Annotated in this window: 20 protein-coding genes and 1 pseudogene; 7 read left to right on the top strand and 14 right to left on the bottom strand. The window is 63.2% G+C overall.

Annotated features, from left to right (window positions below):
- Positions 1 to 278 precede the first annotated feature (278 nt).
- The 4 genes from G3N61_RS19070 to G3N61_RS19055 form a co-directional block, all read right to left on the bottom strand.
- Positions 279 to 2,087 carry an alpha/beta hydrolase gene (locus G3N61_RS19070; protein WP_205823322.1) on the bottom strand — a complete coding sequence of 603 codons (1,809 nt, stop codon included), beginning with the start codon at positions 2,085 to 2,087 and terminating at the stop codon, positions 279 to 281.
- A gap of 370 nt (positions 2,088 to 2,457) precedes the next feature.
- Positions 2,458 to 3,642, bottom strand: a complete 1,185-nt coding sequence (locus G3N61_RS19065) for a polysaccharide biosynthesis/export family protein (protein ID WP_205823311.1) — start codon at positions 3,640 to 3,642, stop codon at positions 2,458 to 2,460.
- Positions 3,643 to 4,187: 545 nt separating this feature from the next.
- Complete coding sequence (locus G3N61_RS19060) at positions 4,188 to 6,578, bottom strand: hypothetical protein (protein WP_205823310.1); 2,391 nt, start codon at positions 6,576 to 6,578, stop codon at positions 4,188 to 4,190.
- A gap of 198 nt (positions 6,579 to 6,776) precedes the next feature.
- Positions 6,777 to 9,206: a right-handed parallel beta-helix repeat-containing protein gene (locus G3N61_RS19055; RefSeq protein WP_205823309.1), complete on the bottom strand. Its 2,430-nt coding sequence runs from the start codon at positions 9,204 to 9,206 to the stop codon at positions 6,777 to 6,779.
- 591 nt (positions 9,207 to 9,797) lie between these two features.
- Between G3N61_RS19055 and G3N61_RS19050 the strand changes: the two genes are divergently transcribed.
- Positions 9,798 to 11,999, top strand: coding sequence for a glycoside hydrolase family 3 C-terminal domain-containing protein (locus G3N61_RS19050; RefSeq protein WP_205823308.1), 2,202 nt, complete (start codon positions 9,798 to 9,800; stop codon positions 11,997 to 11,999).
- A 67-nt stretch (positions 12,000 to 12,066) separates the two neighbouring features.
- On the opposite strand, the gene G3N61_RS19045 is transcribed toward G3N61_RS19050, so the two are convergent.
- Together G3N61_RS19045 and G3N61_RS19040 are read right to left on the bottom strand one after the other, a co-directional pair.
- On the bottom strand, positions 12,067 to 12,237 hold the full coding sequence (locus tag G3N61_RS19045; RefSeq protein ID WP_205823307.1) for a hypothetical protein: 171 nt from the start codon (positions 12,235 to 12,237) through the stop codon (positions 12,067 to 12,069).
- Positions 12,237 to 12,815: a DUF4865 family protein gene (locus G3N61_RS19040; protein WP_205823306.1), complete on the bottom strand. Its 579-nt coding sequence runs from the start codon at positions 12,813 to 12,815 to the stop codon at positions 12,237 to 12,239. The genes G3N61_RS19045 and G3N61_RS19040 overlap by 1 nt, the downstream gene beginning before the upstream one ends.
- A 127-nt stretch (positions 12,816 to 12,942) precedes the next feature.
- On the opposite strand from G3N61_RS19040, the gene G3N61_RS19035 reads away from it, so the two are divergent.
- Together G3N61_RS19035 and G3N61_RS19030 are read left to right on the top strand one after the other, a co-directional pair.
- On the top strand, positions 12,943 to 13,800 hold the full coding sequence (locus G3N61_RS19035; protein ID WP_175022212.1) for a LysR family transcriptional regulator: 858 nt from the start codon (positions 12,943 to 12,945) through the stop codon (positions 13,798 to 13,800).
- A 29-nt stretch (positions 13,801 to 13,829) separates the two neighbouring features.
- On the top strand, positions 13,830 to 14,474 hold the full coding sequence (locus G3N61_RS19030; protein ID WP_205823305.1) for a DUF2625 domain-containing protein: 645 nt from the start codon (positions 13,830 to 13,832) through the stop codon (positions 14,472 to 14,474).
- Positions 14,475 to 14,817: 343 nt separating this feature from the next.
- On the opposite strand, the gene G3N61_RS19025 is transcribed toward G3N61_RS19030, so the two are convergent.
- Positions 14,818 to 15,153 carry a hypothetical protein gene (locus G3N61_RS19025; protein ID WP_143331147.1) on the bottom strand — a complete coding sequence of 112 codons (336 nt, stop codon included), beginning with the start codon at positions 15,151 to 15,153 and terminating at the stop codon, positions 14,818 to 14,820.
- A 329-nt stretch (positions 15,154 to 15,482) separates the two neighbouring features.
- On the opposite strand from G3N61_RS19025, the gene G3N61_RS19020 reads away from it, so the two are divergent.
- Entirely contained in the window at positions 15,483 to 16,823 is a 1,341-nt protein-coding gene (locus tag G3N61_RS19020) for a helix-turn-helix domain-containing protein (RefSeq protein ID WP_205823304.1), read from the top strand.
- A gap of 17 nt (positions 16,824 to 16,840) precedes the next feature.
- On the opposite strand, the gene G3N61_RS19015 is transcribed toward G3N61_RS19020, so the two are convergent.
- The 4 genes from G3N61_RS19015 to G3N61_RS19000 all read right to left on the bottom strand — a co-directional run bounded on the left by G3N61_RS19015 (position 16,841) and on the right by G3N61_RS19000 (position 20,497).
- A complete protein-coding gene (locus G3N61_RS19015; protein ID WP_089453148.1) occupies positions 16,841 to 17,257 on the bottom strand; it encodes a lysozyme inhibitor LprI family protein in 417 nt (138 codons plus the stop codon).
- Between the two features lie 44 nt (positions 17,258 to 17,301).
- On the bottom strand, positions 17,302 to 18,675 hold the full coding sequence (locus tag G3N61_RS19010; protein ID WP_205823303.1) for a DUF308 domain-containing protein: 1,374 nt from the start codon (positions 18,673 to 18,675) through the stop codon (positions 17,302 to 17,304).
- A gap of 73 nt (positions 18,676 to 18,748) precedes the next feature.
- A complete protein-coding gene (locus G3N61_RS19005; protein ID WP_241017809.1) occupies positions 18,749 to 19,537 on the bottom strand; it encodes a DUF4105 domain-containing protein in 789 nt (262 codons plus the stop codon).
- Positions 19,538 to 19,723: 186 nt separating this feature from the next.
- Complete coding sequence (locus G3N61_RS19000; RefSeq protein WP_205823302.1) at positions 19,724 to 20,497, bottom strand: SDR family oxidoreductase; 774 nt, start codon at positions 20,495 to 20,497, stop codon at positions 19,724 to 19,726.
- 408 nt (positions 20,498 to 20,905) lie between these two features.
- On the opposite strand from G3N61_RS19000, the gene G3N61_RS18995 reads away from it, so the two are divergent.
- On the top strand, positions 20,906 to 21,292 hold the full coding sequence (locus G3N61_RS18995) for a hypothetical protein (protein WP_205823301.1): 387 nt from the start codon (positions 20,906 to 20,908) through the stop codon (positions 21,290 to 21,292).
- A gap of 167 nt (positions 21,293 to 21,459) precedes the next feature.
- Here G3N61_RS18995 and G3N61_RS18990 read toward each other — a convergent pair whose 3' ends face one another.
- Positions 21,460 to 21,852: a hypothetical protein gene (locus tag G3N61_RS18990; protein WP_205823300.1), complete on the bottom strand. Its 393-nt coding sequence runs from the start codon at positions 21,850 to 21,852 to the stop codon at positions 21,460 to 21,462.
- A gap of 626 nt (positions 21,853 to 22,478) precedes the next feature.
- Between G3N61_RS18990 and G3N61_RS18985 the strand changes: the two genes are divergently transcribed.
- Both G3N61_RS18985 and G3N61_RS18980 read left to right on the top strand, forming a co-directional pair.
- Positions 22,479 to 23,066: a YigZ family protein gene (locus G3N61_RS18985; RefSeq protein WP_043183437.1), complete on the top strand. Its 588-nt coding sequence runs from the start codon at positions 22,479 to 22,481 to the stop codon at positions 23,064 to 23,066.
- A 263-nt stretch (positions 23,067 to 23,329) separates the two neighbouring features.
- Positions 23,330 to 23,620 carry an H-NS histone family protein gene (locus G3N61_RS18980; protein WP_205823299.1) on the top strand — a complete coding sequence of 97 codons (291 nt, stop codon included), beginning with the start codon at positions 23,330 to 23,332 and terminating at the stop codon, positions 23,618 to 23,620.
- 55 nt (positions 23,621 to 23,675) lie between these two features.
- Here G3N61_RS18980 and ppk2 read toward each other — a convergent pair whose 3' ends face one another.
- Both ppk2 and G3N61_RS18970 read right to left on the bottom strand, forming a co-directional pair.
- A complete protein-coding gene (gene ppk2, locus G3N61_RS18975; RefSeq protein ID WP_205823298.1) occupies positions 23,676 to 24,641 on the bottom strand; it encodes a polyphosphate kinase 2 in 966 nt (321 codons plus the stop codon).
- A gap of 89 nt (positions 24,642 to 24,730) precedes the next feature.
- A pseudogene (locus G3N61_RS18970) lies at positions 24,731 to 25,771 on the bottom strand (OmpW family outer membrane protein); the annotation flags it as partial.
- Positions 25,772 to 25,903: the final 132 nt, after the last annotated feature.

Here is a 25,903-nt window from a genome sequence, read left to right as displayed (position 1 = left end):
TTTCGGCATTCGTGGCGGTTTCGTTGCATCGGCATTCCTGAACGGCCTCGTGGCGCCGACGCCGTTGCAGGCGGAACGACACGAGAAAAGGACACCGCCACGATAATGTTTCGGACACCGGGGATCTGTTCGCACGGTTACTTACGGGCGGTTTCAAACAGGTGTCCCGGCGCACCCGGGCGTGTTACGGTCCGTGCACCGTCCGCCTGCCAGCCGTTCAGTCGTCCGCGAATGGCCGGCCCCGCCGCGTTTGCGTCTGTCCGGTGCTTGCCGAAATGCTACGGAATCGCGCGTTTCGTCTTCGTTTCCGCTTTTGTTTGCGCAATGACGCCGACGCCAGCGACAGGCACCGCCGGCGCATGCCAGCCAACCAGCAACGCAGCGCATCGATCGATCACGTATTGCGCAGCAACCGCACCGTGCAGCGAGTGATCGAGTGCATCCTGCGTGTCGACCGATACATTCGGCAAGTGCGCGAACGCACCGGACGATGCCGAACCGAAATTCCGGACCATGACGTCGACGCCCGCGTCGAACGTACCGTAGATCAGATGAGTCTGGATGCCACGCGCAGACATGTCGCGCAGCAAGCCACGGGGCGTGTCCTTGCCCGGCCCCCGGCCGACACGCTCCATGAAGCGCCTGACCGGTACGCTCATGACATCGGTGACGAAACGGAAGAGCGCACGTAATACCGGGCGCAGGTCGCGCCCCTCGGTCAGCAGGCGGCGCCACTTGTCGAGGTTGCGCAACGAGGCGGCATAGCCGCGCATCGAATTGGTCTGGTTATTGACGACGTTCGCGAGCCTCTGCCCGCGCGGCCATATGAAAACCGGGAGATTGACCGCGATCACGCCGGCCAGCGGCCCCTGCGCGGCCGCATGAAGCGACGCGTACGCCCCTGAGCAGATCCCGAACGCAACGACTTTGTGGTGGCCGGCATCTTTCAGCCAACGCGCGGCCGCAACCATGTCGCCAATCGCCTGGTCCGAGTACGGAATGTCCGTCTGGTCGTCACGCGCACGCTGGCTGCTATCGCCAATCCCGCTCGAATCGATACGCAGGCTGCGGATGCCGAGCCCCGCGAGCGAACGGGCCAGTCGAACGGCGAGGCGCCCGTCGGCGATGCGCGGATTGGCGGCCGTATTGGCGATCAGCAAGGTGGGCGCACTGGCGCATACTCTGTCGCCGGCCGGTTCACACAACACCCCGACCAGTGATTGCGGGCCGACTCGGACCACATGTTCGACGCAGCCGTTGCCCTCCAGGGCGACTCCGCGCACGGGGCGTTGCGTGGTGACGCGAACGACCGTATCCGCACCGTCGTCGATCCAGCTCGCGATCGTATCGGGCAACGCATCGGGCAGCCGTGACCAGAGCGGTTCGCGCATCGCAACCGCCCAGTCCTGGCACGTATGAACGCTCACCGGGACACCCCGTGCCTGCAGTGCGTCCGACAGCGCAGCACTGTCGCCGTACGGTGCATCGACGAGCAACGCACGCGTCGGCAACGTGCACATGTTCGCGGCAGCGTGGCTCAGGTCGATGCGCCGGAGCGCGCCGACGAGATCGTCGGGATACGCATGGCCGAGTACGTTGAACGGCCGTTCGTGGCGAACCGCATCTCGTACGGTCGGCGGCACGTTGTCGAGCCAACGCTGTGCGACGAGGGAAAGCTCGCGTACATAGCTGCGACCACGCACGATGGGCGCAACTGCGACGAAACGCGTGAGCCCCGGCATGCCATCGGCCGCAAGGAGTGCCAACGCCGCGCCGGCGCGCACGCCGACGAGCGTCAGGCTGTCCGGCGCAACGCGTTCGTGCAGTGTCCGAACGGCCCGCTGGATGCTCGCAAGCATGCGCTCGAAGCGATCCGCATCCTGTTCATCGCCTAGCGAATCGCCGCTCGCCGGATAGTGAAACCTCAGCACCGGGAAGCCACGATCGGCGAGATGCTCGGCGAGTGAGCGCACCAGTTTATGAAGCCAAAGCGCCTCGTGGCCGAGCGGTTCGCAAATGACGATGCCATGAGAGCGATTGCCCTCGTGAAGCCAGCCGACGCATCCATCGAACTGGATGGGTGTCATGGTTTGGTCCTTGTTGTAAGTGTCTGACGGGCCGGATTTCAATGCGTGCTTGCCGCAGGCCATGGGGCAAGGGGTCGATCGCTACTCGCATGAACGAAGGGACGTGCGCGCCGGATGCGCGAACGTTCGCCGAGAACCACCCCGATCCGCGGACTCTTCGTCGTTGAGATTGCTTTTGAGAATGTACTTAATTCGCATTCCGTCATATCGCCATTTTTCACGCCGGATGACCTCGATGCGCCAGGCAGACGGCCCCGCTCGAATGTCTACGGGTAGTAGATCATTCATTTCTGACGTATTCCGTACGTCACATTACAATTTCAATACACTGAACCACACCGTTGCACGATCAAGTCATTCGGTACGCGCTTCACGGTGTAACGGCGCGGGCCGTCAACGCACCCTGGGCCGCAGACGGAATCAGCAGGTTCACGACGCGGCTCCAGCGCACCAGCGATGAGGCGTCGACGAATACGACGTCGCGCCGCTCGAGCGCAAACTGATCGGCGAGCGCGTACGATGCCGGCGCACTTCCGTCCAGGTGATAGACCTGCGGCCGGTTGCCGGGCCCGCGGCGCACCACGTAGATCTGTCGTGCGTCCGACGTGTACTGACTCACGCCGCCCGTGTCGCCGAGCGCTTCGCCCAGGCTCATTCGCCCGTCGGTCAACGTCAACGTTGCCGGGCGCGACACCTCACCGAGCACGAACACCTTCGCGTCGCTCGTCGCACGCACGCGCACCAGATCGCCGTCGCGCAGCAGGATGTTCGACGGATTCACGCCGGCCGCAATCATCGCCGGCAAGCTCACGTTCACCGTCTTGCCACCCCGCGTCACCGTGACTTGCGACCGATCGGCCGCGGTCGTGAAGCCGCCTGCGCGATCGATCGCTTCGGGCAACGTCATCGGCATGTCGTTGACGATCTGCAACCCGGGCGTGCGCACTTCGCCGTCGAGATAGACGCGCTTGCTGCGATACGCCTGGATGCGCAGCGCAATCTGCGGCTTGCGCACGGTTTCGCCGAGTCGCCTGGTCAGCGCCGTGCGAGCCTCCGCTTCGGTCATCCCTGCCACGTGTACGAGGCCGGCGTATGCAAATTGCACGTTGCCGCTCGCGTCGACCGTGTAGCCCGCCGTGACCGAGTTGGTGCCGATATTGTCGCCATTCGCCGCCTGGGCTGTGGGCAGGTTCAGTTCCGGGTGATCCCATACGACGATGTTCAGCACGTCGCCGGGACCAATGACGTACGCCTTCGGCGTGCCGAACAAGTTCCGGACCTCGGCGTCGACGCTGGCGGAACGCGTAGCGTGCTGCTGCTCGACAAACGCCGGCGTGATCTCGATCAGGTCCTCGCTCGACACGTTCTGCACGCCGTCGAGGCCGCCCGCGCCCGATGCGGCGCCCCCCACGCGCGCATTCGCGTCGCGTTCGGCCGGCGCGTGGTAGGTCATGCCGGGCGCAAATGCACATGCGCTCAGCGCACACACGGTCACCGCCGCCGCAAGCCGTCGCGGTGAACCGAGCCTCGATATGGTTTGTGTAGTCGTTGACATCGTATGTTTCCAAACAGTGCAGAAACCCGCCCAACATGACGGATTACCGCATTACGCTTGCCGGCACGGCCCGCGCTGCATTGCCGCGCATCCCTTGTCACCGCACGTCAGTCCGTGCAGGTCATCATGAGCGGCACCATGTCGCGCTTGTCTGCATCCTGTCGGCCGGCACACTCCACGACAACGTACTGCGCACCGGCGCACGCATGCATCGCCGCGTCGAACGCCGCCCGACAGGAATCGGGCAATGCGCGCTGGCGCAACCCTGCCGGTCGTGCTCCGGCCGGGTTGCTCAACCGCTGATACTTGATTGGACACTGCCTGGCGCCGTGTGTATGTGAGCAACCCCACCGAAAACCTATCTTCATACGAACATCTGATCGGGCCCCGAGGATCACGCCCCTGCCCGGCCGACCACACTGCCTGAATCCGGCGCCCGGCCGCCGCGAGCGCGGTCGCCGGATTCGTCGTTGCAAAAAAAAAGCGCACCGATCGGTGCGCGTTGCGGTGGAGGACCCTGTCACCAGGTGGCTAGGGCAACGTTGTCAACCGCCGCACCATTTGTTCAGCGTCGCGTCGAACGTGAACGTCAGAACCTGACCGATTGCCATGACCACATTCGCCCCGGTCGTCGTCTGAAGGTTCGCGTTATTCGCAATCGTGCAGTTCCCGTTGGTCGCAACGATCTTGACCGACTGACCATCAATGCCGCCGGTCAGGTTCGTCAGCGTCGTCGGCAACGCATAGTTCGCCGTCAGTTTGCTGATACCGGTCACGCTCGGCGCCGAGCTTGTGCCGACGAAGCCGTTTGACCAAAGCGCCATTGCATTGCCGGCGCTGTCAGCCGTCGGCGCGCCATAGCTATAGCGAACCAGCCCCGTGGCATTCTCGATGTGAAACTGCCAGGGCCAGATTTGCAGAAGGCGCCCGCTTGCCCATGCGCTATTGACTGCGCGCCCGTAGCGGTCCTCTGGAATATATTTGTAGCGGCCGGCCACACCATTGCCTTGCGACGCGTCGACGCAAATCTTCGAGAAGTATTCACCGGCCGGGATGTACGACGTACTGGATAAGGACGGCGTAAACGTATAGGTGTCCGTTCCTGCCGTCACGCTTCCGGCACGCGTAATGGTGCCGGTGACACCGAAGATCGTCGCCAGCGTCGTGTCGCCGGTCCCGTTGGCCGCATTGACCGGCATGAAAATCGACAGGTTCGGTGTCGTGCCGAACGACCAGCCCGGAATCGCCACGGCCCCCGTACCGTTCAGCACGATCGCTGAGCCGATCTGCTGGAACACGCTGTCGGTCTCGCAATCGATTCGTAGATTGTATGGGCCCTCGGTCGCGATAAAGACCGCTTCAGCACATCCGAAGAAGTTCCTGAACTTGATCGCGTTATAGCCGACGTTCCCGATGACCACGCCCTTTACCGTATTCGGGAATGCAAAGGTAAATTCATTGTCAGTCGGATAAACATTGAAATTCGGGTTCGGCAGAATCTCCGCCGCATAGTCGTTGCGGGCGCTCAACGGGAAGTTGATGTCGAACAGACAGTTGGTGACCTGCCCGACGACACTGAACATGCGCCCTCCACTCAGTCCCATCGTTTTCATGCGATCGTGCAGCACGATGTTGCGCGCCTGGATACCGTACAGCGGAAATCCCGTATTCGACGTTCGCCGGTCCTGCACGGCGAGCGCCGTGCCGTAGCTGAAGATGATGTCGATATTGTTCAGGTTGAACAGGTTCGACGAATCGGATCCGGGGGCGGCTGGACTGTCATCAAGATAGATGCCGAAGCTGGGTGTGTTCGTCGACAGGTCGCCGCAATGCCTGATCTTCATCGTATCCAGATTGACTTCGCGTACGTCGGCGCGCGCTTGCGTCGATCCGCTTCCGGTATCCATCCACAGCACGCCACCCCCCCTGAAATACAGGCAGTTCACGTGCGCGACGTCGAGCCAGTCCACGTTGCCTTGCAATACCAATCCATGTTGAAGCGATGCACACGCGCGATTTCCCTGAAGGGTAAAGTCACGCAGCACGCAACCGGCCAGGACGGCCGTGTTGGATGTCCATGACACGTTGCCTGTTTGCGGCAGATCCGTCGCTTCGTTATTGAAACCCGCGTTCAGCACCGTCAGGCATTGACCGCTGACGCCGGCGCCAAACTGGATGATCGAGGTGCGCGCCGAATGCCCGAACAAGGCTATCGGCTTCGTGATCGCTGGAAGCGCGCTACCCGAATAGTAGACTCCGGCCGGAAGATCGCCTTTAGCCGGCCAGATGGTCATCAGGTAGTTCAACCAGGCCGTCAGGGCCGGGCCGTCGTCGCTGCCGTAGACCACATTCGCAGCCGTGGCGGAGGCACTGGCTGCTTTCGCGAGCGTCACTTGCGTTGCGCTGACGAACGCCGCGATCGTGGTGGAGACCACAAGCGTCGCGACGCCACTTGCATTGGTCGTCGCGATATCGATTCGCTTGCCCACATCCGCAGCCGTGAATGCTGCCGACGCCGACGTCAACGCCGTCGACCCCGACGTCGTTACCCCGTCATTGACGATCCTCGTGTTGCCCTTCGCGCCGAAGTATTTGGCGCTGACCGGCAAGTTGGCAGGCAGTGCTGCCGGCAGATCGATCCATACCTGCGTGGTGCCCGCTGCGAGATTGACGACAGCCCCGCCGTTGCTCGACGCCAATACGGTGGTCCGCGACAGCGTATTCCCGCTGACGTTGTACGTGCCGATTCCGATCTCCCAGTTTCCACTCGGGGAACCGGCACCGGTCACGGCCTGCAACCCGTAATAGAAGGTATCTGCATTTGCACAAACGGACGAAAACGAACGGAATCCGGTCATTGCCCCCGCAAGAGAAAGCGCCCCCGTGCCGGTAGTCGTCGTCGTTTCCTGAACACGATCCTGAAGCTGGAATGCCATATCGATCCTCGAGGTGTGGTTGATGGATACGCTTGATGAATGTTGATGAAGACGTCGCATGCGCCGTGTCGACCGGAGCGTTTGATTCGGGCTTCTCGCAGCCACAGCGGGCGGGCCGCGCGGCCGTCCCGCTGATCCGGCGGATCGGTATGATCCTGACTTCCCCTCGCCGCCTGGATGCCGACCTGAGGACGTGCGTTACTGCCCGAGTCGGGGAATCATCGTGACCGTTGGCGCGGCGCTATAGGTGACCGTCATCGCGTCGCCCGGCTTGAGATCGATCAACCCGTTCGTCAATCCGGACGCATAGGCGGCCTGCCCGTTTCGGGACACACCGATCGACGACACGGTGCCGCCGGCGATCGACATGCTGACCGCACTCGGGTTGCTGTTCGCGAACGTCCACGGTGAAGCCCCCACCGTCTGCACAACCGGCGTCAGTTGCACGCCGAAGCCGACAAAGCCGTTTTGCGCAACGTTGTCTTCGCTCCACGACGTATAGGCCCATGAGGTCGACGAGATCAGTACGTCGATTGCACGGGGATAGTTGACCGGCTGGGCCATATAGTTTCCCCGCAGCTTGAGCGACGCGCCGGCCGTGAGCGCGCCGACCGTGATGAGGCGAGCAAAGCCGTTGCAGCAGCCGATATTCTCCCCAGTGTTGCCGCTGATCTCCGTGAACGACGTGCAGGATCCGTCCACATAGATACCGTCCTTGGAAATGCCGGACATTTGATTCTTCGAAACGATGCATCCACGGGTGTTGTAAAGCGTGATCCCGGAAACGGCGCTCAGTCCACCGGTCCCGGTGAACGTGATCGACGCGCCGCTGGCAATTCCGCTGCCCGTGACATTGCTGGACAGCGTAACGGTCGGGCCATTTCCGTTACCGGAAACCGATGTCACGTACGTGCCGACCGGGATATTCGCTCCGGATACGCCTTGCCCCACCGCACAACCGCGTGCCGACGGGTACGGCGTGAACGTCAGCGTGTTGGTTCCCGCCGCCGCTGCGGCCGAGGTCGCAATCGTTTGAGACGTCATGCACACCATCGGCGTGAAGACGATGGACGTGCCGCTCGCCACCGTGCCGGTCGTCGGCTTGCTTAGCGTCACCAAATTCGCCGTCACGCCGATCACGAAGGTTCCGGCCGCGATGTTGGGTCCACTGACGCCCTGCCCGACCGACACGCCTGTCGTTTCGTTTCCCGGTGACCCGAAACCATAGTTGTCGTTATAGGTCACACCCATCGTCGTGGCGAACGTCAACGATGTCGCGGCACTCGGAGCCGACGCGGTGGTCTTGATCGTCGCACCGAACAGGCCGACACCGGAAAAAATCACGGTCCCGCCGCTCGGCACGGTCGCATTCTTGTTTAACGTAACCGTCGATACGCCGGCCGATACGACCGTGCCGATCGGCACGCTGGTCGATCCGTTGAAATACCAGGCCGTCATGCCGACGGCGACGCCAGGGGTATTGGCAAAGTTCAGCGTCGTCGATGCCGACGTCGCAGCGATCGTCGTCAACGGGAATCCGTTCTTGTTGTTCGGATCCCATGCATTGCTGATCGTGTTCTGAGAAATGTTGACGTGGATGTTGTTTCCGGCCGGCTGCCACAGACCGATCGGCGTGCCCGCGGCATTCTTGATCGTGTTGTTGACGATCGTGATGTTCGAATTATTGAATCCGGCCGTCGCGGTCACGACCAATGCGCCATAGCCGATCGGCCCGTTTGGCGAATTGACGATTGCGCCGATGTTGGATTGAACTCCGCACGTATCCAGAACGTTATTGGCGACCGTCACGTTGTCATTGCCGTACGACTGGTAAACGCTCGTCAACTCCGATGCCACATAAATACCGGCCGCCATCGGGTTATAGATCTGGTTGTCGGTCACCGTGATGTCTTGCGCACCTACGATCGCGATGCCGCGCGCATATTTGGTGCCTACCACCCGGTTGTTTGCGATCGTGACGCGGCGAGGCCGGACGCCCTCGTTGAAATAGCCAACCACCGCAAACGCGTCATCGCCGCCGTTGATCACCTCATTGTTCGTAATGGTGATATCCGAGCTTGCCTTGGTCACATGGATGCCGTCATGCCAGATATCGAGCAGCGTATTGCCGAACACCTTCCCGTTGGCGCAACTGCGCATGATGGCGCCGCCGCCGGCCGAGTTGTTGAACTTGCACCCCGAGATTTCAAACTGACTGCAGTCCTGCAAATTGAGTGAGCCGGCATTCTCGTCCGGATAGTAGGCGGTCGCATTCTTTGAAAAGAACTGCAGATTCTGAATTTTGAAATTACTGGCGCTGCGCCAGTAAATCACCGAATTCTGGCCTTGCGCTGTCGTGCATTGCAAGATCGAGTCCCACCCGGCTCCGACGATCGACGCCGTTGCCGTCAGCGTTGTGTTGTACAGATAGGTACCCGGCGGGAAATACAGCGGGATCCCGGCATTGAGCGCCACCTGGAGTGCCGCCGTATCGTCGGTCACACCGTCACCCATCACCCCGAATCGCCTCACGCTCATCGGGAGATCGACCAGTTCCTGCAGAAGCGGGCGGGCGGTCAGGCCCGTTGCGGTACCTACAACGTATGTAGCCGGAAATTCTGCTGTCATTCAGGCGCTCCGTATCGTCGCAATTCGATCGCGATGCAAAGAAGTCAAAAAAGGGGAATCTGAAGAGCATGAGCGAGCACGATCGTTCGCACTCGCCCATTCCAGAATAGAAGCGCCATTCGTGACAAACCGTGCGCGACATGACTGAAGCCCGATTCGATGCGCACGCAACGACCCGGATCGCATGCACCGCCCGATTTCCCCGCAAACGCGCCTGCGACAAGGTACTTCTTACCCAGCCACGCCTCCATCATCGGGAACGATGACCGCCTTTCCACCCCGCTGCGCGACCGTGCCGAAGAAAGATCGGACATATCGGTATAAACACCGATGCTGTAGTCAAACTACATTCATACCATTAGTCGCTGCAGAGGATCGCTACATCCGATCCGGCAGCGTCGGGCGGCCCGTGCGTCACCGTCCGCGTGTACCGGTCGAGCCCAACCGGCCGTAACGATTCCCCGCCTGGCCTGGCATGCCGACGCGCAACCACCCAGCATCGCCAGCCGAATGCGTCCGGTGCGAATCCACCGGACGTGCGCAGCTCCAGACATCATCCGAACAACCGGCAATACGATCATGGAGAGCAACATGCGGGACACACTCTGGCCGGCCGTCGTGCTGGCAGCGACCCTCTGTACCACCGCCTACGCGGGCGACGCCGATTTCAACGCGCAGGGCGACGCCACCGATGCGTTCGCGTCGGCCGCGGCGGTCCGGCGCGCGGACCTGCTCGTGCGCAAGATGACGCTCGACGAAAAACTTCAATTCATTCATTCGCAATACGAAATGTCAAAGGTGCCGGGCGGCGGCGCCGGCTATATCCAGGGTGTGCCGCGGCTCGGCATTCCCGACCTGAACATGGTCGATTCGGCGACGGGTTCCGGCAGCACGTCGCAGGCCAGCACGACGTTCCCTGCGACGATCGCCGTCGCCGCGAGCTGGGATCGCCGCCTGTCGTACGACTACGGCAAGCAGGTCGCGATCCAGTTGCGCGCGCAAGGGTTCGGCATGGGGCTCGGCGGCGGCACCAACCTCGCGCGCGAACCGCGTGGCGGCCGCCTGTTCGAGTATCTCGGCGAGGATCCGCTGCTCGCCGGCGACCTGCTCGCCGAACGCACGCTCGCCACGCAGCGGCAGAAAGTCATCGCCACCATCAAGCACTACGCCGGCAACGAACAGGAGCACGGCCGGATGGGCGGCAACACGCAGATCGACGAGCGCACGCTGCGCGAACTCTACCTGCTGCCGTTCGAGATCGCTGCGAAGCGCGGGCGGCCCGGCAGCGTGATGTGCAGCTACAACCGCCTGAACGGCGCGTATGCGTGCGAGAACCCCCACCTGCTGAACGACGTGCTGAAGAACGAATGGGACTTCCAGGGCCAGGTGCAGTCCGACTGGGGCGCGACGCACAGCACCGCCGCCGCGATCAACGCCGGGCTCGACGAGGAGGAAGACGTCGGGCCGAGCGTGTACCTGACGCCGGCGGCGGTCAAGCAGGCCATCGCGAACGGCTCGGTGTCGACGGCACGACTCGACGACATGGTGCGGCGCAAGCTCGCGGTGATGATCCGCGTCGGCGTGATGGACGATCCGGCCAAGGGCGGCGGCACGATCGATTTCGCGGCCGCGAACCGGTTCTCTCAGGCCGCGTCCGAGCAGTCGATCGTGCTGCTGAAGAACGACGGCAACCAGTTGCCGCTCGCCGCGTCGGCGCTGGCGCGCATCGCGGTGATCGGCGGCCATGCCGACACGGCCGTGCTGTCGGGCGGCGGCTCGGGCAACACGCGCGACCCCGTATCGGGATCGTTCGCGGGCTGCGGCGGCCTGACGTTCGGGTCATCGACGGGGTGCAGCTGGTGGCGCAATCCGTGGCTGAAGGTCGACGTGCCGATCGTCGCGGCCATCCGTGCGCTCGCGCCGGCCGCGCAGGTCACGTATGCGGGCAACAGCGACCAGCAATCGCCGTTCCGCGCGTACACGCAGCAGGAGATCGACCAGGCCGCGGCACTCGCGGGCCGTTCGGACGTTGCGATCGTCGTGGTCGCGCAGCCGGCCGGCGAGGATTTCGGCGATCTCCAGAGCCTGAGCCTCGCGAACCCGTCGAACCAGGATGCGCTCGTCGAAGCCGTCGCCCGCGCGAATCCGCACACGATCGTCGTCGTCCAGAGCGGCAACCCGGTGCTGATGCCGTGGAAGGACCAGGTGTCCGCGATCGTCGAGGCGTGGTATCCGGGCGAAGCCGGCGGCAAGGCCATCGCGAACGTGCTGTTCGGTGCGGTCAACCCGTCCGGCAAGCTGCCCGTCACGTTCCCCGCGCGCGATCAGGATTCGCCGACCTGGGGGCAAAACGGTGCGTTCGACAACGATCCCGTCTATGCGGAAAAGCTGAACATGGGCTATCGCTGGTATGACGCACGCAACATCAAGCCGATGTTCGAGTTCGGCTACGGGCTGTCGTACACGCACTTCGCGTATTCGGGGCTGTCGGTGTCAACGCAATGGGACGGGTCGCTGAGCGTCGCGTTCACGGTGCGCAACGACGGACGCGTCGCCGGCGCGGAAACGCCGCAGGTCTATCTTGGCGTGCCGTACAAGGACGAACCGCCGAAGCGGCTGGTCGGCTGGGAGAAGATCCGGCTGAATCCGGGCGAGACGCGACGTGTACGTGTCACCGTGTCGCCGCGGATGCAAAGCGTGTGGGATACGTCGCGTAACGGCTGGCGCGTGGTGCCGGGCGGAACGGTGTATGTGGGTGCGTCGTCGCGGGATATCCGGTTGCAGGGGCACTGAGCAGGAATGCCCCCACGGTAGAGCCGCACACGTCGTGCGCGGCTCTACCGTATTCCCCCCGCGAACCTTACCGGAACAGCAACGCCAGCAACGTCGCGAGCACGGCAATGGCGGCGATCCCCGCCGCCATCCCGGCCAGATGCGCGGCGACCACCAGACCCGCCGGCAATCGCGTCGATGCCGCGCCGCTCGCCCCATCCGCCGGCCCGGCCCGCGCTTGCGACGCGACGCCGGTCATCACACCCCGCTCCCCTCGAGCGTATCGAGCAACGGCCGGGCCAGATGCAGGACCTGGTACACCGTGCCCGCGCCGCCATCGTCCGGTTCGTGTTCCGATACGAGTACGCGCGTCAGCCGCCAGCGCAGCGGATCGAGGCTGACGGCGGCCGCGACGGTGCCCTGCCGCGCCGCCGCTTCGCGATTGCGTGCGACCTCCTGTGCCAGCGTCGCATCGAGGTCGGCATCCGCCGGAATATCGATCGCTTCCAGCCGCACGAAGCGCCCCGTCGACGCACTGCCCTTGCGCGCATCGAGCGCGACCTGCACGTCGATCGGCGCGCGTCCGAAGCTGTCCGTCACGACCTGGAAGCGGCCATCCGTAACGAACCCGGCGAACGCCTGCTCATTGCGCCACAGATAAAGCGATGCATAGCCGCTTTCCGTCGCGCCGTGGCGGCCGGCCTCGCGCAGCAGGAACCCCTTGAAGACCAGATCCGGCGTGTCGTCCCAGAGCCTGCCGCGCTCACGCACGCGATTGCGGATGATGTCGAGGTCGTAGTCCGCCGGCAGGCGGTGCACGTAGTACGCGGTCAGCATGATCGACTCCTGGGAAAGATAAGGGAGATTCCGAACGGCTTGAGAACAGCGTAGAAGACCTTGAATCATTTGAAAATACGATGGCAGAATATTTCAATGATTTCATTTCTCAATGGATGAGTGTGCGATGAAAACGCTCGACATCGAAGCCGTGCAGGCGTTCGTGCTGACCGCCGACCTCAAGAGCTTCACGCGGGCCGCCGAGGCGATGGACACGACCCAGTCCGCGGTGAGCCTGAAGATCAAGCGGCTTGAAGACGGCCTCGGCCGCCGCCTGCTGGAACGCACGCCACGGCAGGTTCGCCTGTCGGCCGACGGCACCGCGTTCCTGGAGCCGGCGCGCGAACTCGTGGCCGCTCACCAGGGTGCGATCGGCGCGTTCGGCGCCGGCCAGCGGCGGCTGGTGATCGGCGTGAGCCATCATGTCGTCGGCGCCGATCTTCCGATGCTGCTTCGGCGCATGAGCGAAGCGGAACCGGGGCTCGTACTGGAGATCCGGGTCGCCGCATCGCGCGACGTGCTCGATGCGTTCGACCGCGGCCAGCTCGACGCCGCCGTCGCACTGCAGCACGACAGCCGGCGGCTCGACGGTGAAACCCTGCTGTCGGAATCGTTCGGCTGGATGGCCGCGACGGACTTCGAGTACCATCCGCCGCAACCGCTGCGGCTCGCGACGCAGGCCGAGCCGTGCAGCGTGCGCCGCATGGCGATTGGCGCACTGGACGAAGCCGGCGTCGCCTGGACGGAAGTGTTCGTCGGTGGCGGCGTGGCGACGATCGGCGCGGCGGTATCCGCGGGGCTGGCGGTCGCCGCGCTCGGGCATCGCGTGGCGCCCGTCGGATCGGTCGACGTGGGTGCGCGATACGGGCTGCCGCCCTTGCCGACGCGCGACGTGGTGCTCTACTCGAGCCTGACCGATGCGCGGGCCCGGCAGGCGCTGCGCACGCTCGGTGCGGCACTGCGTTCGTCGGTCGGCGTGCGGTGATGTCGCGCTTGAACAATCCGGAGAACAACATGCGCCCGCTGGACGAACTGATCAACGAACGCGAATCCGCGCTCCCGACTTTGATCGAGTGGGCGGCAGCAGCCCGTCACCCTTGCGAAATACTGCCCGCATCCGATCGGCGTGGCGAAGTGCTTTCAGCGCTTCAGGTATCCACCCGATCGACCCTGGGGGCCATCGCCTATTCGACCGGCGGCATACTGGTGGACGGAGGCTACCTTCGTCTGCTTGGTTCAGGCCACCCCAGGCTGCCCAGAGACATCGTCGGCTGGAACACGGGGCGATCGTCCGGCTTTCTATTGATCGCAGACGATGCCGTCGGCGGCTTCTTCGCGTTGAACGGAGGCGCACTTGGGGATGACACGGGTTCGGTGTACTACTTCGCACCCGACACGTTGAGATGGGAGCCCCTCGAGATCGGGTATAGCGACTTCGTGCGGTGGTCGCTCAGCGAGAAGCTGCACGACTTCTATGCGAGCTTGCGCTGGCCAGGCTGGCAAGCTGATGTCCAGCATCTGACGACGGATCAATGCTTCAACTTCTATCCGTTCCTGTGGACGAACGAAGGCTCGGTGGAACACAGCAGCCGCCAGGCGGTCAGCGTTTCCGAGCTGTACGCGCTTCATGTCAGTCCCGGATCGGGGGCGCCACGATAACCCTAATCGGCCACGACCGTTGAATAGCCGCCCCCCGCTAACTCGGCGGCTGCCATAAGTTCTTGTGGCGCAGACAGCGATCAATCGGAATGAGGCGTGCCCGGCGCATCTTCGTCACGTCGCCACCGTCAACGGACTCGAATACCATGCACGCGCATGTCAGATAATCCTCTTCGTGAACCGATGAATCCGTATACGACTTCGTCGTATACGGATGCTGGGTCGTTGAACGCATGCACGCCCGGCTGCATCGCTTTCATCGTCTCCGGACACGCTTCGGGTGCCGAGCAGACTTTATGAAACCGTCTCTTAAAACCCCGGGGCGCGGGGAGCTTCATTCGTATCAATTATCCGACGCAATGTCCCAGTATCGATCGTTCCAGAATATGGAATAAGAACGGTTGGCATCGAGTGTGTAACTTACAATGCGCCCGCTCTTTGTACCGTTTGCAGTAGAAATGGATACGGTGTATGTGTTGCAGGCAGGATCACCAATATCCATCCGCTGTCCGGGTTGTAAGGTAATTCGGCTCGAGCCGGATTTCCCCGCCCCGTCGCGACATGTCACCACCAAATGATGGACCGAGTCCGGATCGCTTGTGATCGAAAAATCCCCAGCGATTGCCGATGTGGCGATCAATGCCGATGAAGCGAGCAGCGCCAGGGGAATAATCTTCATTCGTGTTTGCTCCAGGTGTTTGTACAGGTGTGGTTGGTTGTTTGCACTGGTCTCAAAGCTGTAAAAATAGCGAAGGGATCTCCATGAAAAAGTGCCGTCTCGACTGAAAAACAACAGACTTTTTTGTGCTACCCGACCGAATTGTTTCGCCGCGCGTCAGTTTCGTCGTGATTAACCGCAGCCGCCGCGCTGTATACCTCGTATACAGCGCGGCGGCTTATCGACCGGCTCGCACTTCCCTACGATGTCGGCCGTGAGTTGCACTGCTGCCAGCCCAGATTGACTCCCCGGTGTATTCAATTGAGCCACCCAAAGCCTGACCGACCATCATGATTAGCGAATCACCGATCCAGACGCACAGTTTTCACAGCGACGATCCGGACGAAGTTTCGGATTTCATCGAGAAGATTTATGCGGATAACCGCTTTCGCGCGCAGCATGCGGACCGGAAGGCCGTGAATATGGGCGGCCAGGAATGGAACGGAATCGGCATATACGACGTCGATTACGAGATGCCGTTTCATTTCCACTCGTCGGAACCGCGTCCCAATTATTTGTTCCTGTCGTGCCGGCGCGGTGGTTCGACCTATACGAGCGGCGGAACGGTCGCACAATGCGCGGTCGGCGACGTGATGCCGATTTCGTCGACCGGCATGTCGACCTGCGTCACGCAACCGGAGGGTATCGGCCATCTGTCGGTGATTGTCGATGCCGGCGATCTGAACGACTTCGTGTCGCAATGGATCGGCAAGCCGCTTGCCGCGCCGGTCAGGTTCGACATGAAGCCGGTCGCGGCGGACGCGGCCATCGAATGGAATGCCGCGGCGGACTGCCTGCGCCGGATGATGCTGTTGACGCCCGCACCGGAGGCGGCCATTCGTGCACTGTACGAGCACATGCTGAAACACATGATGTTGCGGCACGGCAGCAACTACAGCGCACTGTTTGCGACGGATACCTGCGCGACCGAACACACCGCGCGTTCCGCGGTGGCGATGATCGAAACCGACCCGATGCGATGGAAGACGCTCGGCACGATCGCACATGCGCTCGGCTGCCCGACCGGCGCGCTGGAGAACGCGATCCGCCGGCTGACCGGCCAGCCTTCGACCGCGCTGTTTTTCGACGGGCGGCTGTACGGCGTCCGCCGTGCGCTCGCCAAAGGCGACGGCAGCTTCGTCGGCACGCTGCATGCATTTGGCTTCGCGCCGTCCAACCGCTTCGTGAGTACCTATCGGCAACGCTTCGGCGAGCCGCCGAGCGCGACTTACCGGCGCAATCCGAACGCGGCCGACATCCGCAACGATTTCCGCGGGCTCGCCGACACGTTGTGTGAAACGAAGGTCAACCGCTTCATCGACGAGTCCCTCGGCAAACCGATCGGCCTCGCCGACCTCGCGCGCCTGGCCTGCCTGAGCGAACACGCGACGATCGCCGCGTTCAAGGAGCAGTTCGCACGCACGCCGATGCAGTACGTGATCGAACGGCGCCTCCAACGCGCGCGCTGGCGACTGTGTCATACGTCCGCGAGCATCCTGTCGATCGCGCTCGAATGCGGATTCGGCAGCCAGAGCTATCTGACGACGCTGATCAAGCGTCATTACGGCGTCACGCCGCGTCAGCTTCGCCTCGCGGCCACGACGGCCCGCAGCGACAGCAACGACCGGTAAGCCGTGCGCGGCGCGATTCACTGCGCCGCGACCGGACAGTTCGTCTCACCTTCGCGGCAGTCGAGATAGCGTTGCAGCGCGGCCGATCTCGACTTCGTCGCCTCCTCCAGACATGCGGCGCGTGCGAGCGGCTCGGCCGAGCCTCCCGCCACGCCGATCGTCTGGAACGCGCACTCGGTGTCGCGAAACGCGATCCATGCGCGCTGCGCTTCGGTCAGCTTCCTCGCACCGTCGCGATCGTCCTTCAGCCGGCTCTGCAATGCGCGGTAGCGACGGTTGAGCTCGGCGTCCGCGCGCGCATAGCCACGGCTCGCGCATTCGTTCATCGCGCGTTGATCCTGCGGATTCGCACAGTCCGGCGCCGCATGCGCATCGTGTGCGGCGAGGACGGCCAGCAGCATCGCAACTGGCGCGAGCTTCGAGCGGATCGTCATGTGTGCCTTCCTCCAGCTTGATCGTGATACGGTTCGCACCCGGGTCACCGCGCAGCGCCCGCGTCCTGCGCACGCCATGCGCGCCGCTGTTGCGACAACCGGCTCGCAGCCACCCGCGCGGCCTTCCACCACGCGAACGGCCGCGGATCGGCCAGCATGCTGAGCGCGCGCGCATAGTCGAGCGCGAGGCCCGGCGTCCACGCCATCGTCACCGCACGCTTGCGAATCTGCGCGGCCACCCACAGCTCCGGCGTAACGAGCACGCGCAGAAAACTGCCCCACCCGGTCCCGCCGCCGCGCAACCGGCCGACCGCGCCGTCGATCGCCGCCTCGAGCGCGTAGGCGACGGTGCTCGAACAGTTCCGGTGCGTGAGGTTGTACGTCGCATTCGCGCGATAACGCTCCCAGAATGCGTGCAGCTTCGCGGGGTCGTAATTGCGGATCCGCACGCGCACCGTCGACGGGCACCATGCCGTCGACTCCGTCGCATAGTCCGGTTGAAACGTGCCGGGCACGTCGTTCTCGCGCGTCGCGCGCAAGATGCGCCCGAACTCCGACGGCGAGCGGTCGATCTCGGCCGCCGGATACAGGCTGATATAGATCCCTTCCGGGGATTCGAGCGCCGCGTGCCCGGTCGAGATCGTGCCGTTGACGTCGACCGCGGCGATATAGCGGTCGACCACCGGATGGTGCTGAGCCTGCGCCTTCGACGTACCGGCCGGCGTCCACACGTGCACGGTCAGTGCACGCTCGTGGTCGGCCGGCGGGCCGTCCCATTCATTGCGATCGAACCGGCTCGCGCGCGTGGCCGAATCGGCGTCAGGCAGCAACGCGGATCGCCGCGACACGTTGAATGCCGGATTGCGCTCGAGCCGCCGCACGCGAGCGGCGAGCGTCAGCATGTTGATACCGCCGAAGATCAGGAACAGCCCGAGACAGTACGGCAACGTGCCCGCGTAATGCGTCGGATAGGGCTGGTAAAAGAACGCCGCGATCAGGATCTCGAAGACACCCCACGCGACTGCGGCCTTCCAGCGGCGATACCGGACGATCCAGGCGGATACGCATTGCAGCAGCCCGTCGACGAGAAACAACGTCCCGAAGATCATCGACAGGATCAGGTTGCCGTGATGGTGCCCGGCAAAGATCAGCACCGAGGCGGCGACGACCGCGATGCCCTTCACGTAGCGCAGCGCGCGTTGCCCGCCGACGCCGGTCCATGCAACCGCGAGCGTCGCCAGCCCTTCGAGCAGGAACAGCCACGCGAACAACGTGATGGGGAAATGCATTGCGCCGTCGAGTGCATCGACGAATACGACGATCCCCGCGACCGCCCACACAACGCCGATCCAGACAATCCCCGTCGCACGCGTGCGCAGATAGTCGACGCCCAGCAACAGCATTACCAGTCTCACCATGGTCCCTTACCTCATCATCGCCGGCCGCGACTGCGCGATACGCGTGTCGCGAACCTGCGGCCGGGCGCGTGCTTCATTGTTCGTACGTCCGTGCAAGCGGCAGCGACGCGCGGATCGCCGCGGAGAAGTCGCCATCGATCGTCGCGCCGGGCGGGCGTCGAATCAGGCTCGCCGTCTTCAGCGCGTCGAACGGCATCGATGCGTCGAGCAGGCCGAGATCGTGCCCGTATCGATCCGCATAGCCACTCAGCAAGACCATCCAGCTGTATCCGACCTCAGGTGCAACCGCCCTGACGTGACGCAGGATGTTCGTCGTACAGTTGTTGAACAGCGTGTTGTAGAACTCCGGGCGGTTTTCGAGCGCATGCACGCGGCGCAGGTAATCCGCAAACAATGCGCGCGCGGTGTCGGACGTGACGTGCGCACGGAACAGATAGACGCGCTCCTTGCGCACATCGCTGCGCACACCGATCAGGTCCCGTTCGTCGGCGACGACGTACACAAGGTCGTACAGCGGCAGGAAGCCTGCGTAGGGCGAATAGCGTTGTCCGTGCCGCCGGCGCGTCTCGATCGAGATCGCCACGTATCGGCCGTCGTCCAGCCCGAAACTCAGGAACACGTGCGCGATCGCCTCGGCCGTCCAGCGCGACACGACCAGATCGACCGTCGTCACCGCATCGAGCGCGAACGTGGCGTCGTAGTACGCAGGCACGCAGTCGTCGCGCGTCCGGTATCTGAAGTTGCGCACGTCGCGCACCGTGACCCGCGGTCCGCGCCATTCGACACGCGCGACACGCGCGTATTCCGGCACCCACACGGCCGGCGCGCGCGCAAGCCGGATCAGCGACGACAGCGGGTTCATTCCAGCCCTGTCGCGGCGTCCGGTTGCAGCGCGTCGTCGCCCGTGGCGCGATCGCCCGCACCGGGTACGCGCCGCGCGGCAATGCGGCAAGCTGTCGTCGATTTCGTCATGTCGATTCACCCGGTATGCGGTCAGCGAAAGCCAGGCGACACCGATGCCGCGCGATGCCGCTTCGAATGCGGCGCGTTACTTCGTCGTGTACCCGCCGTTGATCAGGATGGTCTGGCCGGTGATCCACCAGCCGTCGCTCACCAGATGACGAATGAACGGCACGACGTCCTCGATGTCGGTGAGGCCCGTCGTGCTGAACAGCGAGAGCGCGGCTGCCGTCTTGTGATACGCAACCGCATCCGCGCCCTCGGCAGGATAGAAGAACGGCGTATCCATCGGCCCGGGCCCGACGGCGGTCACGGAAATGCCCCGCGCGCCGAATTCCTTTGCCGCCGCGCGCGTGTAATGCTCGACCGGCGCCTTGGTGCCCGCGTATGCCGCGTAGAACGGCGTGAACGCACCCAGCAACGACGTGACCAGCGTGACGATCTTGCCGTTGTCGTTCACGTGCTTGCCGGCTTCCCGCAGAAAGAAAAATGCCGACTTCGCGTTGACCGCGCTCATTTCGTCGTACTCGGCCTCGGTGATCTCGGTGAACGGCTTTTTCAGGACCTTGCCGACCGTGTTGATCGCGATGTCCGGCCGCCCGATCGCCGCTATCGTGTCCGTGAACAGCTTCTCGACCGCGCCCGCGCTCGTCAGGTCGGCCTGGAACGCGACCGCCTCGGCGCCGGCGGCCCGGATCGCCGCGATCGTGTCGACCGCATCGGCCCTCGAGCGCTCGCTGTTGTAATGAATCGCAACCGCTTTCGCGCCCTGCTGGGCCAGATCCCGCGCGATCAGTCCACCGAGATTCTTGGCGCCACCCGCGATCAATACCGTCTTGCCCGTAATCTGATGATCCGCCATCTCCACTCTCCGAGTTTCCGGAAACACGCCGCCTGCATCGGTCGATGGGCAACACTATTCCGCGATTGATTAAAAGCCGGCGCCCTGAACGATTGAATCCCGCACGCTAACAATCCCAAATTCATGGCGGCAAGACATACCGATTTCGAATCAATCAGCGGGCGAAAAAATAACGCAGGCAACGCACCGTGCGCCGAAAATCCTACCTCTAACGGCGACCATAAATTTCCATAAAATCATCGGATTTTTTTGAAAGACGACCGCCTCGTGCTGCGGAACAATCGAGCCGCCTTCAGGCAAGAAAATGCGGCTTTTCTTCAGACAAACCCCGACGCAATGCCGCATCGTCGTTCAGGGTCTGCGTCGCTCAGATGAAAACGTCATTCTTTCGCGCAGGTCCCACTGCTCATGAACGAAATCATTCGCCACTTTCAGACGACCCGCTGCATATCCCAAGGCTATCTGGAGGCCATCGATATCTCGAAACCGCTCAACCGCCACGACGTTTTTGACGTATTGGCTCGGAACGTCGCGGTGTCGTACCTCGAGAGCAGGTTCCCCCTTCCCGTTGGCTTCGATCTGATGCAGCAATTGGTGAGGTTGTCGAATTTCGACTTGTCGCCGTACACGTGGGACATATTCGAGGCTTTCGCGTGCGGCGCCTATCGCACCGACGCCTATCCCGTCGATCTCGATCCGGCGGTCCATCACACGATACCGCGCCTGCACGAGGTACTAAACCTTCGTCGCGACAGCTTTTTCGCAACGCAAGCAGCCAACCTGCACACAAATTGAAACCGGTCGAAAGCCGGTTTTCGTTGGCGGCTCATCCGGCATGACTACTTTCGCCTGACGCGGGAATATCCGGCGAGCGGGTCGAATTTTTATCCTGCTCTTGCGCGGCATCAGGGCGACTCCGACGTCGCTCCGATGCGGCTTCCCCTGCGTCGGAAACACGCGCTTTACTGAGGTACGACACAAGGTTGCCCCTGCGATTGCACGACGATCTGGTCGGACAGATGTATCCGGTTCGCGAGATCGATCACGCCGAACTGGAAATTGAAATTCTGATAAAAATTCTTATCGGTCGAACTCGGGATCGATTCCTTCTTGAAGACCATCGCCGTTTCACCCGGCATCTTTATGATCTGATTTTCATTTGGAGACCAGTCGTCCGCCGCCCAGGTGGAAGCGACCAACTCCCATTTCGGATCGACCGGCTGTGCGTGTCCGGCCGCCGAACTCAGCGTTGAAACGTAGTTCGACACGGTAATCTGCCCCGACTGCCCCTCCTGAACAAGCAGGAAACCACCCTCGGGTTTGCTGCCCTCTATTTTCTTCGTGACGGGTATCACATATTTCGCATCACTCTCGACAGTCCGGACGAGTCGATTTCATTATCTCCGCCACCGCAAGCAGCCAGCATGAGACCGAGCAGTGCGCCGGCGAGATACATCGATACGAACTTGCGCACGCGTCGCGAAATGACCGTCATCTTTTACCCCCGTAACCCAGATCGCTATTTCGGCTGGACGAGCGTAATTGACAATCCACGTCATTTCTTTCAGAAAACTTGTGGGAAATCCTGAAACTGCAAGCCCGCTAATGGCATCGATCACTTTGCGACGGCTGCCGGGCAAGCATGCAGGAGCCCGCGCTTGTACCGGGTGCATCCGACGACTCAAGGCCGGCGTACTCCGGCTCATCCGCAGCCCCTCGAATCAACGCACGCAACATTCGATAGCCAGGACTTGCCGACGTACTGACCTCAAGCCTCCCCCATCGTGGTCTGAGGCGTGTTCTGGTCGCAACGAAATGCATCGACGCGTGCCACGGTAAAATTCTCTCGCTTCATTCAGCCCCATCCATGTAGGCTACCTGTAGGCAAGCCTTGCTTACACGGGCCGACATCGATCAACATAAAATCAAGCAGTCGACTACAAAAGCCATTGATTTCGCTACACTTTTTTTCACCCGGACAATGATCTATTCGCTCGCCACCACCTACATCCGGGAACTCGAGATCCGCAAGAGCCGCTTCATCGCGTACGCAATTCCCGTCGAAGACCGCGACGCGGCGATGCAGGCGCTGCAACGCCTGCGCGACGAGCATCCGGCCGCCACCCACGTATGCTGGGCACTGCTGGCGGGCGGCCAGTCGGGCATGTCGGACGACGGCGAACCGTCGGGCACCGCAGGCCGTCCGATCCTGGAAGTGCTGCGCCATCACGATCTCGACGGCGTGCTCGGCGCGGTCGTGCGTTACTACGGTGGCGTAAAGCTGGGCGCGGGCGGGTTGGTACGCGCGTACACCGATGCAATCGCGTCGGCGCTGCTCGATGCCGAGCGCATCGAACGCATCCGCTACACGCGGCTCGCGATCGAGATCGGCTATCCCGAGGAGGCGCGCGTGCGCCGCTGGATCGAACAAGCGGGTTATGAACTGGTGGACAGCGCGTACGGGATGACGGTGAAGCTCGTGATCAAGCTGCCCGAGACCGCCGACGGGAATGCGCGAACCGAGTTGTTCGACCTGACGCAAGGGCGATCGGGCTTTCCCGATCTGTGACGAACGGCAATCGCCCGCTCCGTCGCGCCGGCTATCTGCAAATTCCGCCGAAAAATCAGATACATCCGATAGAAAAAACGCGCGCCGCCACTTAATCTCACCGGGTTCCCGGCGACTCGCGCCACAAACGTCTTACCCGCAGGCCGGCACAGGCAGCACGTAACCGCCACCGGCCGAGGCGGCACGCCAAGGCCGGGCGTGCCGACGTGCGGTTCGTCACGCGTCGCCAATCATCCAAAACTCGGCTACGGGATAACGGACGCATGCATCAGGTACAGACACTGCAAGCCCAGCTGGCGGAACTCGATCGGCGCATCAAGGCGGCACGGAGCCGCGAACGCAGCGCGGTGCTGGCGCAGGTGCGCGAGCTCGTCACGAGCTACGCGCTGACCGCACGGGAAGTCTTCGGGCAGGGCTACAGCCATCGTGCAAAGCTGTTCACTGTCGGCGTGAAGTATCGCGACCCGGCAACCGGGGCGACATGGAGCGGGCGCGGCCGCGTACCTGCATGGATCGTCGGGCGCGACCGCACCGCGTTCCTGATCCAGGAGTAACGCGCGCCGCGTTGCACGGCGCGCCCCTTCATCGCATCGAACCCGCCACGACCGCTCAGTAAGTATCCGGCACGATCATGTCGTCCGGCGTCGGCCGGCGGATGTAATCCTCGTGATGCTCGCGCGGCGGCAGGTCGATCGGCGCGTGCGGCACCTCGTGATACGGCACCTGTTGCAGCAGATGGTGAATGCAGTTCAGCCGCGCGCGCTTCTTGTCGACGGCCTGCACGACCCACCACGGCGCTTCCGGAATATGCGTGCGCTGCAGCATCTCTTCCTTCGCGGCCGTATAGGCTTCCCAGCGGCGGCGGCTTTCCAGGTCCATCGGGCTCAGCTTCCACTGCTTCAGCGGATCCTCGATCCGGCTCTGGAAGCGCACTTCCTGCTCGTGATCGGTGATCGAGAACCAGTATTTGACGATCTGGATCCCGCTGCGCACCAGCATCTTCTCGAACTCGGGCACCGAACGGAAAAACTCCTCGTATTCGTCGTCGGTACAGAAGTTCATCACGCGCTCGACGCCCGCGCGGTTGTACCAGCTGCGGTCGAACAGCACGATCTCGCCGCCGGCCGGCAGATGCGCGACATAGCGCTGGAAATACCATTGCGTACGCTCGCGGTTGCTCGGCGCGGGCAGCGCGGCGACCCGGCAGACCCGCGGGTTCAGCCGCTGCGTGATGCGCTTGATCGCGCCGCCCTTGCCGGCCGCGTCGCGCCCCTCGAAAATGACGACGAGCCGGTGCCCCGTGCTCACGACCCAGTCCTGCAGCTTCACGAGCTCGCCCTGCAGCCGGAACAGCTCGCGGAAATACTCCTTGCGTGCCTCGCGACGTTCCTGCGAGAACAGCAGGTCGTCGTTGTCGTCGAAGCGGCGGTCGTCGAGCTCCATCTCGAGCTCTTCGTCGTACGCGTCAACCAGATCTTCCTCGAAACGGCGCTGGCGCGCCTCCATCGACTCCATCGACTCCATCTCGGTGAGGTTGTCGGTTCCGGTCTCGGTGCGGGTATCGTTGTCGCCCATGGGGCCTCCTTCCATCATTGACGCAGCCAAACTCCGCCATTATCCCAGTGTCGCGCGTCAAAATCATGAAATGAGGGCCGCCACACCCGTCAGAAGCGGTACGCGAGCAGCACGCTGGCCAGCACGGGGTTCGCGGAGATATCGAACGTGTTCGACGCGAGCTGCCGGTTCGGCTGGTCGATATCCAGCGTGATCTTGGTCCGCAACGGGATATAGGTCACCATGCCCGTGATCCAGAACTGGCGCGTGATCTGGTAGCTCGCGCCGACGGTGAACACCGGCTCCCACACGCTCTTCACCTTCGCCGATACGTTGGTCTTCCCCGACAACAACAGGTCGCCGCCGGCATCCCAGATGCGCTGGAACAGCGACGGATCGAGCAGCAGCGACTGCAGGCTGCCGATGTCCCCGCCCGCTGCGAGCAGCCCGCCGAGCGACGCGAGCTTGCGCTGGAACACGGGATTCAGGTTCGTGTTCGTGAAGCGCGTATAGCTGATGCCGATGCCCGCGAACGGGCGGAAACGATCGTCGCGCTCGCCGAGGTAATACTTGAACACGACGGACCCGAGCCACGCGCGCGTGGTCGCGAGCGGGTTGCTTTGCGTGTTCGCGAGATCGATCAGCGGCAAGCGCCCCTGGACACCCGAAAATATCCGGTCGAGCGGCAGCGCGATACTGCCGTTCCCGCGCAGCGTCAGTACCGGCGGGATGCCCCCGCCGAGTTCGGCCGCCCAGTTCTCCGAGAAAAAGTGGGTAAACGTGAACGCCAGCGTGTTCGTATTGCTGAGCGACAGGCTCGAACCCTGGTTCTGGAAGCTGTTCAGCCCGAGTGCGTCCGTGTGCGTCGTCACCGGCGTCGATCGGCCGGTCGTGCCGACGAAGTGCCAGCCGAGGGCGACCATGTTGCGGTCGTCGCCCATCAGCTGCGTCAGCAGCGGCAGCGCCTGGGCGGCCGGCAGATCGGGCAGCCGCGACGGGTCGATGGGATGCAATTCGTACGGCATCCGGTCGGCATGGACGACGCCGCGCGCCGGCGCGTCGTTAGCCGCCTCCTGCGCGGCGCCTGGCTTGCAGCCGGTGCCGGCGTCACCGCCGCCGTCGTCGAAGCCGATGCCGGCCGCGCCGTCGTCGTGCATTGCCGCCGCTCAGTGCCCCCGTCACCTGATTCACCACGCCTTGTACCGGCGCCAGCGGCTGCACCGTGCCGCCGCCACCGCCGAGTGCCCCCGTCACCGCCCCCACGGCGCCCGATAGTGCCTGGC

It is taken from the genome of Burkholderia sp. Ac-20349 (genome assembly GCF_017104865.1).
In the GTDB taxonomy this organism is placed as follows: Bacteria; Pseudomonadota; Gammaproteobacteria; order Burkholderiales; family Burkholderiaceae; genus Burkholderia; species Burkholderia aenigmatica.
This window is presented reverse-complemented; position numbering and strand designations above follow the sequence as displayed.

Excerpts from the sequence above, each read along its gene's own strand:
- G3N61_RS19070 (WP_205823322.1), bottom strand. The coding sequence starts at position 2,087 with ATGACACCCATCCAGTTCGATGGATGCGTCGGCTGGCTTCACGAGGGC.
- G3N61_RS19065 (WP_205823311.1), bottom strand. The coding sequence starts at position 3,642 with ATGTCAACGACTACACAAACCATATCGAGGCTCGGTTCACCGCGACGG.
- G3N61_RS19060 (WP_205823310.1), bottom strand. The coding sequence starts at position 6,578 with ATGGCATTCCAGCTTCAGGATCGTGTTCAGGAAACGACGACGACTACC.
- G3N61_RS19055 (WP_205823309.1), bottom strand. The coding sequence starts at position 9,206 with ATGACAGCAGAATTTCCGGCTACATACGTTGTAGGTACCGCAACGGGC.
- G3N61_RS19050 (WP_205823308.1), top strand. The coding sequence starts at position 9,798 with ATGCGGGACACACTCTGGCCGGCCGTCGTGCTGGCAGCGACCCTCTGT.
- G3N61_RS19045 (WP_205823307.1), bottom strand. The coding sequence starts at position 12,237 with ATGACCGGCGTCGCGTCGCAAGCGCGGGCCGGGCCGGCGGATGGGGCG.
- G3N61_RS19040 (WP_205823306.1), bottom strand. The coding sequence starts at position 12,815 with ATGCTGACCGCGTACTACGTGCACCGCCTGCCGGCGGACTACGACCTC.
- G3N61_RS19035 (WP_175022212.1), top strand. The coding sequence starts at position 12,943 with ATGAAAACGCTCGACATCGAAGCCGTGCAGGCGTTCGTGCTGACCGCC.
- G3N61_RS19030 (WP_205823305.1), top strand. The coding sequence starts at position 13,830 with ATGCGCCCGCTGGACGAACTGATCAACGAACGCGAATCCGCGCTCCCG.
- G3N61_RS19025 (WP_143331147.1), bottom strand. The coding sequence starts at position 15,153 with ATGAAGATTATTCCCCTGGCGCTGCTCGCTTCATCGGCATTGATCGCC.
- G3N61_RS19020 (WP_205823304.1), top strand. The coding sequence starts at position 15,483 with ATGATTAGCGAATCACCGATCCAGACGCACAGTTTTCACAGCGACGAT.
- G3N61_RS19015 (WP_089453148.1), bottom strand. The coding sequence starts at position 17,257 with ATGACGATCCGCTCGAAGCTCGCGCCAGTTGCGATGCTGCTGGCCGTC.
- G3N61_RS19010 (WP_205823303.1), bottom strand. The coding sequence starts at position 18,675 with ATGGTGAGACTGGTAATGCTGTTGCTGGGCGTCGACTATCTGCGCACG.
- G3N61_RS19005 (WP_241017809.1), bottom strand. The coding sequence starts at position 19,537 with ATGAACCCGCTGTCGTCGCTGATCCGGCTTGCGCGCGCGCCGGCCGTG.
- G3N61_RS19000 (WP_205823302.1), bottom strand. The coding sequence starts at position 20,497 with ATGGCGGATCATCAGATTACGGGCAAGACGGTATTGATCGCGGGTGGC.
- G3N61_RS18995 (WP_205823301.1), top strand. The coding sequence starts at position 20,906 with ATGAACGAAATCATTCGCCACTTTCAGACGACCCGCTGCATATCCCAA.
- G3N61_RS18985 (WP_043183437.1), top strand. The coding sequence starts at position 22,479 with ATGATCTATTCGCTCGCCACCACCTACATCCGGGAACTCGAGATCCGC.
- G3N61_RS18980 (WP_205823299.1), top strand. The coding sequence starts at position 23,330 with ATGCATCAGGTACAGACACTGCAAGCCCAGCTGGCGGAACTCGATCGG.
- ppk2 (WP_205823298.1), bottom strand. The coding sequence starts at position 24,641 with ATGGGCGACAACGATACCCGCACCGAGACCGGAACCGACAACCTCACC.